Origin of the sequence: uncultured Tyzzerella sp., assembly GCF_963558545.1 — a bacterium.
Taxonomy (GTDB): Bacteria; Bacillota; Clostridia; order Lachnospirales; family CAG-274; genus Tyzzerella.
This window is the reverse complement of record NZ_CAUWHO010000056.1, coordinates 1-12,004: the sequence shown is the minus strand read 5'-3', so window position 1 is coordinate 12,004 and position 12,004 is coordinate 1. Positions and strand designations below refer to the sequence as shown.

General features: G+C 25.9%; 13 protein-coding genes. 11 read left to right on the top strand and 2 right to left on the bottom strand.

Annotated features, from left to right (window positions below; all coding sequences use genetic code 11):
• Window positions 1-238: 238 nt before the first annotated feature.
• The 8 genes from nrdR to rplA all read left to right on the top strand — a co-directional run bounded on the left by nrdR (window position 239) and on the right by rplA (window position 7,173).
• Window positions 239-703, top strand: coding sequence for a transcriptional regulator NrdR (gene nrdR / locus R5Z65_RS08550; protein ID WP_317368537.1), 465 nt, complete (start codon window positions 239-241; stop codon window positions 701-703).
• A gap of 125 nt (window positions 704-828) precedes the next feature.
• On the top strand, window positions 829-2,610 hold the full coding sequence (locus R5Z65_RS08545) for an ABC transporter ATP-binding protein (protein ID WP_317368535.1): 1,782 nt from the start codon (window positions 829-831) through the stop codon (window positions 2,608-2,610).
• A gap of 12 nt (window positions 2,611-2,622) precedes the next feature.
• Entirely contained in the window at window positions 2,623-4,608 is a 1,986-nt protein-coding gene (locus R5Z65_RS08540; RefSeq protein ID WP_317368533.1) for an ABC transporter ATP-binding protein, read from the top strand.
• 187 nt (window positions 4,609-4,795) lie between these two features.
• On the top strand, window positions 4,796-4,945 hold the full coding sequence (gene rpmG, locus R5Z65_RS08535; protein ID WP_250277503.1) for a 50S ribosomal protein L33: 150 nt from the start codon (window positions 4,796-4,798) through the stop codon (window positions 4,943-4,945).
• A 35-nt stretch (window positions 4,946-4,980) separates the two neighbouring features.
• Entirely contained in the window at window positions 4,981-5,247 is a 267-nt protein-coding gene (secE, locus tag R5Z65_RS08530; RefSeq protein WP_317368532.1) for a preprotein translocase subunit SecE, read from the top strand.
• A 19-nt stretch (window positions 5,248-5,266) separates the two neighbouring features.
• On the top strand, window positions 5,267-5,902 hold the full coding sequence (gene nusG / locus R5Z65_RS08525) for a transcription termination/antitermination protein NusG (protein ID WP_317368531.1): 636 nt from the start codon (window positions 5,267-5,269) through the stop codon (window positions 5,900-5,902).
• Between the two features lie 89 nt (window positions 5,903-5,991).
• A complete protein-coding gene (gene rplK, locus R5Z65_RS08520; RefSeq protein ID WP_317368529.1) occupies window positions 5,992-6,417 on the top strand; it encodes a 50S ribosomal protein L11 in 426 nt (141 codons plus the stop codon).
• A 60-nt stretch (window positions 6,418-6,477) separates the two neighbouring features.
• Window positions 6,478-7,173, top strand: a complete 696-nt coding sequence (rplA, locus tag R5Z65_RS08515; protein ID WP_317368526.1) for a 50S ribosomal protein L1 — start codon at window positions 6,478-6,480, stop codon at window positions 7,171-7,173.
• A gap of 56 nt (window positions 7,174-7,229) precedes the next feature.
• Here rplA and R5Z65_RS08510 read toward each other — a convergent pair whose 3' ends face one another.
• A complete protein-coding gene (locus R5Z65_RS08510) occupies window positions 7,230-8,369 on the bottom strand; it encodes a hypothetical protein (protein ID WP_317368524.1) in 1,140 nt (379 codons plus the stop codon).
• A gap of 189 nt (window positions 8,370-8,558) precedes the next feature.
• Here R5Z65_RS08510 and R5Z65_RS08505 point away from each other — a divergent pair, with 189 nt between their 5' ends.
• A complete protein-coding gene (locus R5Z65_RS08505) occupies window positions 8,559-8,954 on the top strand; it encodes a hypothetical protein (protein WP_317368522.1) in 396 nt (131 codons plus the stop codon).
• A gap of 83 nt (window positions 8,955-9,037) precedes the next feature.
• Window positions 9,038-10,258: a 6-phosphofructokinase gene (locus tag R5Z65_RS08500; protein WP_317368520.1), complete on the top strand. Its 1,221-nt coding sequence runs from the start codon at window positions 9,038-9,040 to the stop codon at window positions 10,256-10,258.
• A gap of 70 nt (window positions 10,259-10,328) precedes the next feature.
• Here the strand turns inward: R5Z65_RS08500 and R5Z65_RS08495 are convergent, their stop codons facing one another.
• Entirely contained in the window at window positions 10,329-10,739 is a 411-nt protein-coding gene (locus R5Z65_RS08495; RefSeq protein WP_317368518.1) for a hypothetical protein, read from the bottom strand.
• 183 nt (window positions 10,740-10,922) lie between these two features.
• Between R5Z65_RS08495 and R5Z65_RS08490 the strand changes: the two genes are divergently transcribed.
• The coding region (locus tag R5Z65_RS08490) for a DUF445 family protein (protein ID WP_317368516.1) at window positions 10,923-12,004 on the top strand (1,082 nt) is incomplete at its 3' end.

Genomic DNA, 12,004 nt, shown 5'->3' with positions numbered 1-12,004 from the left:
TGTCATTTTAACATCTCCTTTCTTATTTATATTATGCAGTATACATTTTTTTGATTATGTCCAATTTTATAATTAAAGATAATGTATAAAAAATATATATAAATATTTGACTTTATATGAAAAAATTTAAAAATTTTATTTTTTAATTTTGTATAATAAAATATATAAAATTACTGTTATTTTTTAGTGTTATATGGTATAATATTTTAAAATTTATATTTTAAGGAGACTTTATATAATGAGATGTCCTTTTTGCTACAATGAAGATACTAAAGTTATAGATACTAGGAGTATAGAAGATAATACTATTATTAAAAGAAGAAGATTATGTGAAAAGTGCAATGAAAGATTTAATACGTATGAAAAATTAGATATTATACCAATATCTGTTGTTAAAAGAGATATGACAAGAGAGCCTTTTGATACAAACAAACTTTTAAAAGGTATTTTATTAGCTTGCAATAAAAGGCCTATACCTATGAATGATATAGAACAGGTTGTAAAAGAGATAGAAAATAAAATATATACAACTACTAAAAAAGAAATAAATAGTCAGGATATAGGAGAAATTGCAATAGAAAAGCTAAAAACATTAGACCCTATAGCATATGTAAGGTTTGCATCTGTTTATAAAGAGTTTAAAGATATAGATTCTTTTATGGAAGAAGTAAGAAAAGTATTTGATGATAAAAAAGGGTTATAATCAATAAAAATATTAATAAAATAAAGATAAGAGAAGTAATATTATAAATCTTATCTTTATTTGAGTGGTAAAACTAGTATAGATTTATCATTTTACAGTATTAAATTATATTAAGGAGATTTAGTATGCAGTTATTTAAGTTTATATTAAATTATTTAAAAAAATATAAGTATAGATATTTTGCAGGTATTTTAATGTTATTTATTGTAGACTTTATGAGTATATTAATACCTAAAATAACAGGTACAATAATAGATGGGCTTACTTTAAATAATATAACTATTAAAAATGTATATATTTATATACTAGGCATTATATGTGTAGGGTTAATTATAGCAATAGGCCGATTTTTTTGGCGTTTTTTTATATTTGGAGCTGCCCGTAATATAGAAAAAGAAATAAGAAACGGTATGTTTAACCACTTAGAAAAAATGAGTGTAGAATATTTTAACGAGCATAAAGCAGGAGATTTAATGACAAGATTTTTAAGTGATTTAACAGCTGTTAGAAAAGCAATAGGAGCTACTGTTATAAGTATATTTGATGCAACAGTTATGACACTTATGGTTGTTGTTCAAATGATGGTTGATGTAAATATTAAATTAACATTAATAGCTATAATACCAATGCTTTTAATATGTATTGGTGAAATATACTATGGTAAAATAATGGAAAAACGTTTTAGGGAATCTCAAGAAGCTATATCTTCTATGGCAGATTTTGTACAAGAAAGTTTTTCTGGTGTTCGTGTTATAAAGGCTTTTGTTAGACAAAAAGCAGAATTTTATAGATTTAATAAAGCAAATTTATTATCAAAAGAAAAAAACCTAAGTGTTGTTAAGCTCCAATCAGTTGTTATGCCATTATTAGATGTAATAATAGGACTAAGTAGCTTAATAACTCTTATTTATGGTGGATATTTAGCATTAGTAGGAGAAATAACTTTAGGTAAGTTTGTTGCTTTTAACCAATATGTATCTATGCTTGTGTGGCCTATGCTTGCTTGTGGAGAAACTATAACTATGTTATCTCAAGGTGGAGCATCTTTAAAACGTATAAAAGATGTTTTTGATGAAAAGCCAGAAATTTTTGATAGAGATGACGTTGAGGACATAGAGAGGATAAAAGGTAAAATAGAATTTAAAAACCTTACATTTATACATAGAGGACATAGCGAACCTACATTAAACAACATTAACTTAAAAGTAGAAGATGGCACTACATTAGCTATAATAGGCAAAACAGGTAATGGTAAAAGTACCCTTGTAAATTTATTATTACACCTTTATAATGCAAATGATGGTATGATTTTTATAGATGGCAAAGATATAAATAGTATTCCTTTAAAAACATTAAGAGAAAATATAGCTTATGTACCACAAGATAACTTCTTATTTTCTAACACATTAAAATCTAATATAGCTTTTGGTATGGAAGAAGAAGAAATGGAAAAAATTAAAAAGGCAACCATAGAAGCTTGTATACACGATAATATTATAGATTTTCCAAAAGGGTATGAAACAATAGTAGGTGAAAGAGGGGTCACTTTATCTGGTGGGCAAAAACAGAGAAGCTCGATAGCTAGAGCCTTAATAAAAGATGCACCTATATTAATATTAGATGATGCCTTATCAGCAGTAGATACTAACACAGAAGAAAGTATACTTAAAAACTTAAAAGAAAATAGAAAAGGTAAAACTACTATATTAATAGCACACCGTATATCAACAATAAAAAATGCAGATGTTATTATGGTTTTAGACGATGGCAAAATAAGAGAAGTTGGTACACATACACAGCTTATAGATAATAATGACATATACAAAGATATGTTTGAACAACAGAAGCTAGAAGAAGCTTTAGAAGAAAAAGAAAAAAATATTAATAAAGAGATAAATGATATGTAGGGGGGAAAATATATGAAACAATTATTAGTATACCTAAAGCCACATAAGTGGACTATATTTTTTGCTACTATACTAGTCCTCTTTATTATTGTTATAGAGCTTTATAGGCCAATAATTATAGGTAATGCAATAGATAATAATATAAATGGTTATTACAAACCATATATAGAAACAACAAAAGATGGCAAAAATTCAGTAGCATATAAAGATGTATATTTAACAAAAGATTTTAAAGAAAGTGAAATAAAAGATAACAATATTTATCAAATAGTTTTATTTGAAGATAAATATTATATGGTTGAAAAAATAAGCAAACAGCAATCTGAAAATCTACAAAAAATAACTGCTAAGGATTTAGAAAAGGTTGTATTAAATGATGCAACTTTATTACAAAAAGAAGATTTAAAAGAACTTAGAAAATATGACTTTACAGGTATTTTATATGCAACAGGATTGTACCTTTTAATAATGTTGATAGGATTTGTTTTAAATGTTATAAACACATTAATTTTACAAAATATGGGACAAAATATTATTTTTAAAATGAGAAAGCAAGTTTTTGAACATATACATAGTCTATCTACAAACTTTTTTAATAAAGAGCCTTTTGGCAAGTTAGTTACTAGAGTTACAAATGATACAGAATCTATAAATGAGCTTTTTACAACTATACTAATTAAATTATTTAAAAATTTAGTAAAAATATTTGGTTTTGCAGTAGTTATGTTTTATAAAGATGTAAAGCTTGCCTTATTATCATTTTTAATGTTGCCTATTGTAGGAGCATTAACCTTTATGTTTAAGCATTTTTCTAGGGTTGCTTATCGTGTTACAAGAAATAAAATTACAGAAATGAACACATTTTTGGCAGAGCATATATCTGGTATGAAACTTATACAAATTTTTGCTAAAGAAGAAGAAAAATACCAAGAATTTGAAAACAAAAGTGAAGAGCTCTACCGTGCTAACTGGAGAGAGGTTATGACATTTGCTATTTTTAGACCTTGTATTTATTTTGTATCTGTAATAGCTTTAATTATTATAATAGGAGATGGAAGTATATCTGTTTTAAATGGAACATTATCTGTTGGAACATTGTACATTTTTATAAGCTATATAAATTCATTTTTCGAACCTATACAAGATTTAGCAGAGCAATTTGGAACATTACAATCTTCTATTGCATCTTCAGAAAAGATATTTTCTATTTTAGAGGAAAAGCAAGACATAGTTTCTCCTAAAAATCCTAAAGACATAAATATAAATGGTAAAATAGAATTTAAAAATGTATGGTTTGCTTATGAAGGGGAGGACTACATACTAAAAGATGTAAGCTTTACTATAAATAAAGGAGAAAAAGTAGCCTTTGTTGGGGCAACAGGTGCTGGTAAATCATCTATATTAAATTTAATAGGTAGATATTTTGATATACAAAAAGGTGAAATATTAATAGATGATGTTAATATTAAAGACATAGATATAGATATTTTAAGAAGTGCTATTGGGCAAGTGCAACAAGATGTATTTATATTTACAGGAGATATAAAAAGTAATATATCCTTAAATAATGAAAATATATCTGATGAAATGATTAAACAATCTGCTAAAATGGTTAATGCGAGTTCTTTTATAGAAAAATTAAATAATAAATATGATGAACCTGTAACAGAACGTGGTAGTACCTTATCAGCAGGACAAAGGCAACTTTTATCTTTTGCAAGAACATTGGCTTATGACCCTAAAATATTAGTATTAGACGAGGCAACATCTAATATAGATACAGAAACAGAAGGGCTTATAACAAATGCTTTAGAAACTCTAATGAACAATAGAACAACTATTATGGTTGCTCATAGGTTATCTACAATACAAAATGCAGATAAAATTATAGTTATGCATAAAGGTGAAATAAAAGAAAGTGGAAATCACCAACAATTAATAGCTAATAATGGCATTTACAAAAGATTATATGATGTACAATTGGATAAGAAATTATAAAAAGCCTATTTTTAGGCTTTTTATAATTTCTTTAATAATTGATAAATATTAAAGTATAACTTTAACATTGCCTTTAAATAAAAAGTTTATAAAACCATTGACAACATATAATATTTGTGTTAACATAACATTGACGTAATGTGCGTCTTTTTTTTGCATAAATAAAAATACAAGAGAGGTGGAAGTCTTGAGAACAAAAATTACTTTAGCGTGTACTGATTGTAAACAAAGAAACTACAACACAATGAAAGACAAAAAAGTACATCCAGACAGAATGGAAACAAAAAAATACTGTAAATTCTGTGGTAAACATACTTTACACAGAGAAACTAAATAATTCTCTCTAGTTTATCGAAAGGAGTTTGATAAAGTATGCAAGAGAATAATGAACAAACTAAAAATGTATCATCAGATTCTTCTAAAACTAAAAAGTCTAGTAAAAAAGAAACTAAAAAAACTGGTGGATTTTTTTCAGAGCATAAGACAGAATTTAAGAAAATAACTTGGCCTAGTAGAAAAATTTTAGCTAAACAAACATTTACAGTAATAGTTATATGTTTAATTGTTGGAATAATTATTTTTGGTTATGATTTGGGTATTGACTTTATCATACAAAATATAATTAAATTAATGGCATAAGTTAAAAGGGTATGATTATATGGAAAAAAATGATGATTTAAATCAAAACTTTGATGAAGAATTAGTTAATAATTCTAATCTTGAAAATAATGTTAATCTTTTAGAAGAAGAGTTTGCATCTAAAACTGCCCCTAAAGAAAACCCTAAATGGTATGTTATACACACATATTCTGGATATGAAAACAATGTTAAAGCAAACATTGAAAAAATTATAGAGAATAGACAAATGTATGACGTTATAACAGAGGTTGTTGTACCTATTCAAAAAGGGTATGAGCTTACAAAATCTGGTAAAAAGAAAGAAATACAAAGAAAGATTTTCCCAGGGTATGTTTTTCTTAAGATGATAATGAATGATGATACTTGGTATGTTGTTCGTAATACTCGTGGTGTAACTAGCTTTGTAGGTCCTGGGTCTAAGCCAGTTCCTTTAACAGAAGACGAGGTTATGTCTATGGGTATAGAAACATTTATAAACACTTGCGATATAGAAATAGGAGATGTAGTCCTTATAAAAGAAGGGCCATTTGCTAAGTCTAGCGGTGTTGTTAAAGAGGTTAATATTAGCAAAAAGGTTGTTATTGTTAATGTTAATTTCTTTGGGAGAGAAACTCCAGTTGAGCTAGGATTTCACCAAGTTCAACAAATGGGATAATATCCCTGTTACAACTGTTACTGGTATAGATTTATACCGTGGGAGGGAAAGTCCCGCTAATTACCACATTACTTAGGAGGTGCCTAAAAATGGCAAAGAAAATTTCTGGTTATATTAAATTACAAATAGCTGCTGGTAAAGCTACTCCAGCACCACCTGTTGGTCCTGCTCTTGGTCAACACGGTGTAAATATTATGGGATTCTGTAAAGAATTTAACGAAAGAACATCTAAAGATGCTGGTCTTGTTATACCTGTTGTTATCACTGTATACCAAGATAAAAGTTTTACATTTGTTACAAAAACTCCACCAGCTGCTGTTCTTTTAAAGAAAGCTTGTAAATTAGAATCTGGTTCTGGTGTTCCTAACAAAACAAAAGTTGCAAAAATATCTAAAGAAGAAGTTAGAAAAATCGCTGAATTAAAAATGCCAGACTTAAATGCTGCATCTGTTGAAGCTGCTATGTCTATGATTAGCGGTACAGCTAGAAGTATGGGTATTGTTGTAGAAGATTAATAATTCAGTATATTAAGTGGGAGGGAAAATCCCGCTATTACCACATAAGGAGGAACTATTGTGAAAAGAGGAAAAAAATATCTCGAAAAAGAAAAATTAATTGATAAATCTATGCTTTATGACACAAACGAAGCAGTTGAATTAGTTTTAAAAACTTCTACTGCTAAATTTGATGAAACAGTTGAAGCACATATCCGTTTAGGTGTTGATAGCAGACACGCTGACCAACAAGTGCGTGGTGCTGTTGTATTACCACACGGTACTGGTAAAAAAGCTCGTGTTTTAGTTTTTGCTAAAGGACCTAAAGCTGAAGAAGCTGAAAAAGCTGGTGCAGACTATGTTGGTGCTGAAGATATGGTTGCAAAAATTCAAAATGAAAACTGGTTTGATTTTGATATTATCGTTGCTACACCTGATATGATGGGTCTTGTAGGACGTATAGGACGTGTATTAGGTCCTAAAGGTCTTATGCCTAACCCTAAAGCAGGTACTGTTACTATGGACGTTGCTAAAGCTATTGAAGATATCAAAGCTGGTAAAATTGAATACCGTCTTGACAAAACTAACATTATTCACGTTCCAGTTGGAAAAGTTTCTTTTGGAGCTGAAAAATTAAATGATAACTTCCAAACTCTTATGGCTGCTGTAATTAAAGCTAAACCAGCTGCTACTAAAGGTCAATATTTAAAAAGCATTGTGCTTTCTACAACTATGGGACCTGGTGTAAAAGTTAATCACGCTAAAATTACAGAGTAATATATATTAAAAAACTACCTAAATATTTAGGTAGTTTTTTTAATCTTTTTTATCTATTATAGGCCAACACTTTCTCCATTAATATATAAATATTTTAATGAGCTAATGTTTTTAAAAATATCTGTATCAACTTTTTTATTTGTGTATATATACATTCTTTTTAATTTTGACAATTCTAGTATAGGGGATAAATCGCTTATGTTATTAGATAACATAATTTCAAGATGTTCTAAATTTTTAAAATTTGATATAAATGATATATCATTTAACATACCAAATTTTATTTCTAATTTTTTTAAGTTACTTAGTTTTGTTAGAGAAGAAAAGTCTATATTTTCTATTCCCCAGTTAAAGCTAAGCTCTTCTAAATAAATTAAATTGTTTAAAGGAGAGACATCTTTTAAACAGTATACAGAATTAGATTTTTCTGCATCGTTACCATATTTTAAAGGGTTTAAAGAATCTATAACTATAGATTTAATTTTAGTATATGTTCCTAAAAAATCACAATAATGAAACATATCATTATCATCTATTTCAAAAAAGTCAATGCGTTCTAGCTTTTGTAATATAGGCTTTGTAATAATATCATCATTGTTTAGGCATAATTGATATCTAATTTCTTGCTCTATATATTTATCTGGTAATATAATAGTTTCATTATTATTAGTTGATAATTCATCTAGATATTTTTCTATGTCTTCCTCCATTTCTTTTTTTGGTAAGTCATAATTTACATTGGTATTATCTATGATATTAGTGTCATTAAAATTGATAATATCTTCATTAATGTTATCCTCATTAAAATTGATAATATCCTCATTAATATTATTTTTATTATTATTAATAATTATAGTATCAGTATTATCAATATTATCAATAGTTACAGAGCTAGCGGTATTATTATCATCGACAATATTATTTGTATCATCTTTTGAAGGGTTATTAATAGGAGTTTTTTCTAGGGGTTTTGTTGATATTTGCTTAGTAGCAATGTTATATACTTTTTCTTTTGCATCATTTTCTATATTATCATTTACATTATTTTTAGGGAGTAAATTATTTTTTAAATAGGTATTAAAATTTTCAAATTTATCTGGATATTTAGCTTTTAAAATTTTATATGATGCAAAGCATACAGTAGTTACAGATGCGGCTATAATAGATGTTTTTAGTCCTTTTTTATTTTTTTTCATTAGGTACCTCCAATTAAATTGTCACAAATTAATTATATAAAAATTTTTTTGTTTTGTAAATGAAAAATTATTAATGTAAATAAAAGGCATATATTGTAATTATTATTATATATACCATTATTTTTATATAGCATAAATTTTTATAAATGATATAATTTTATTATGTAAAAAATCAAGAGAGGTATGTATATGGAAAGTAAAAAACCAATAGATGTGTATAATAATATAATAGTCCCTAAGATTAAAGAAATAGATATATTTTTAAAGACAAGTGAAAATATGAGTTATGAAGAAGTAGCTTACATATTAGAAATAAGTAAAGATGAGCTTAAAGATATTTTATTTAAGGTAAACCAAAATGAGATAAATAGAAGAAATTTTATAAATATAATGTTAAATGGGACAAGTTTTATTTGTAAAATGATAAAAAGAGAAATTGAATGTGGTTCTCCATATTTTTATAATGCAAAAGATTTATCTTACATATATGATTTAGATTATGAAAAAGTTTTAGGGGCATACAAATTTTTAAATTTGGACAGGATAACAGAAAAGCAAATACCAGCTATCTTAATGCAAATATAAATTACATATAAAAAATTATTGTAAATAATGCTAAAATTTGTTATAATATTAAATAAAACTATTTTAGGAGGACTTATAAAAAAATGGGAAATATCATAGTAGGTCAGTCTGGAGGGCCAACAGCTGTTATAAATGCTAGTTTAGCAGGTGTTTTTAAAGGTGGTAAAGACAACGGTATAAAAGTTTATGGTATGGTAAATGGTATACAAGGTCTTTTAGAGGAGAGATATGTAGAGCTTAACAAAGAAATACAAACAGATTTGGATATAGAGCTTTTAAAAAGAACACCTTCAGCTTATTTAGGTTCTTGTAGATTTAAACTACCTAATATGGAAGATGATGAACAAATATATGAAAAAATATTTTCTATACTAGAAAAAATAGATGTAGATAAATTTTTATATATAGGTGGAAATGACTCTATGGATACTATAAAAAAATTACATACATATTCTACATCTAAAAATAAGAAAGTACAGTTTATAGGTGTTCCTAAAACTATTGATAATGACCTAGCTGTTACAGACCATACTCCAGGGTTTGGTAGTGCTTGTAAATATATTGCTACAACTGTTAAAGAGATTATAAAAGATGCAACAGTATACGATGCTAAAAATGTTACTATAATAGAAATAATGGGTAGAAATGCTGGTTGGCTTACAGCAGCAGCAGCAATTACAAAATCTAACGATTGTTCTGGTATAGATTTAGTATACTTGCCAGAAGTGGTATTTGATATAGAGAAGTTTATAAGTAAAGTTAAAAAATTACAGAAAACAAAAAAAAGTATAGTTATTGCCATATCAGAGGGCATTAAAAATAAAAATGGTATTAATATATGTGAGCTAGAAGAAGAAAATACATTATTGGACTGTTTTGGACATAAATCTTTAAGTGGAACAGCAAATAATTTAGCTAGAATATTATATAGAAACCTTGGATGTAAAACAAGAGCTATTGAGCTTAACACAACACAAAGGTGTGCTAGCCATTGTATGTCAGAGGTTGATATAAATGAAAGCTTTTTAGCAGGTATTTATGCTGTTAATATAGCTTTATCTGGTGAAAATGGTAAAGTTGTTATTTTTGAAAGGACAAGCAATGCACCTTATAATATAAATATGAAATCTCACAATGTTTATGATATAGCTAATATAGAGAAAAAAGTTCCTTTAGAGTGGATTGATAATGAAAATGGAACAGTATGTGATGAGCTTATACAATATATAAAACCACTTATACAAGGGGAAGTTTATCCTATTATGGTAGATGGGCTACCTAAACATTTAAAATTAGATAGGTAATTACTTGTATTCAAAAACAGATATTCCTATATATCTTAATTGTAATAAATAAAAAACCCTCTTAAATATTTTACTTAGAGGGTCTTTTTAATTGTTCTTCTAACAGAGTTAGTATATATTTTATAGATTTAGAATTTTGTAATTTATATGTGGTAGAATTTTTTTGTATTAAATTATCAGAATGTATTATTAAGGTGTCTAATACTGTATCATCTTTTAAAAAAGATATATGTACGTTATACCCTATATTTTTCATATTAAAATTTTGCCTAATAAACTTTTCTTTTTGTAATGAATTTACAACAGAACCTATAGTACTGGTATCTTCTATACTTAAATATTCATTTGTAGATTTACCTTCTATAATTATTTTTGTTATGTTATCATTTGAATAGCTTATTATATTTACGGGAATTTTATAAATGATAGTAGATATAATTATTATAGAGAAAAATCCAAAAAACAAAATAATAAACTTCATACTATGTTTATCATTTTTAGTAGCTTTTTTATTTTTTTTACTTGTCTTAGGTATAATAATTCCCTCCTTTATTAAAAATTTAATTTATTATAACTATTTTACCACAATATTATATAAAAAATCAAACAAAATAATTTAAAAATCGTATATTTTTATAATATACACAGCAAAGGAGAAAATAAAATGCTAAATAATATAATACCACCAGTTTTAGGTGCTATAATTGGTTATTTTACAAATTGGCTGGCTATAAAGATGTTATTTATTCCTCATAACCCTAAATATATAGGTAAAGTTAGAGTACCTTTTACACCAGGGCTTATACCAAAAGAACGTGAAAAATTGGCAAATAAAATAGCTAATGTAATAGGTGAAAAAGTATTAAATAAAGAGACTATAAAAGAAAATTTATTTTCTAATGAAAATAAAGAAAAGTTATATTTATTGATAGAAAAAAGTTTTAATAATTTAAAAGAAAGTAACTATACAATAAATGACATATTAGATAATTTATACCAAGATAAAAAATATGGTATATTATCCAATATAGAAGAAACTATACTATATAATATAAAAGCATTTTTAGACAATGAAAGTAACCAAAAGGTATTTTCTAATCTTATTGTTGAAAAGGTTTTTAATTATATAGATAACCCAGATAAAAATAAACAAATAAAAGAAAAGACAGAACAATTTATAATAAATCTTATTAATAATAAAAAATTTAAAGAAGATATTTATAATATGAAATTATCTTATATAATAGACAATGAAAGTATATTAGATGTAAAAATTGCTATATTTGAAAATGTTCCTAAAATATGTAATTTTATAGCAAAAAAAATAGAAACAGATAATAATTTAAATGAGAAATTAAGTATTTTTGTTAAAAATATAATAGAAGAAAATGTAGGAACATTTACAGGGCTATTTTTAAATACAGATAAGGTTTATAATAGTATTAGAAAAAATGTTATTGAATATTTAAAGAGTACAGAAAAGCAAAATATTATAGGTATTAAAATATTTGAAATAATATCTGTATATCAAAATCAAACTATTATGGATATATCTAACAAATTTTCAGAGCAAACAAAAAATATAATAAAAGAAAAATTTAAAGATGAAAATATAAAAAAATATATGGACAAAACTAGACTATTAGATAATATAAATAATATTATTCTTAGGGATAATTTAAAATTAAAAGAAAACGCTAGTAAGGTTATTGAAGATATAATAAAAAATAAATTATCTAATGGTAT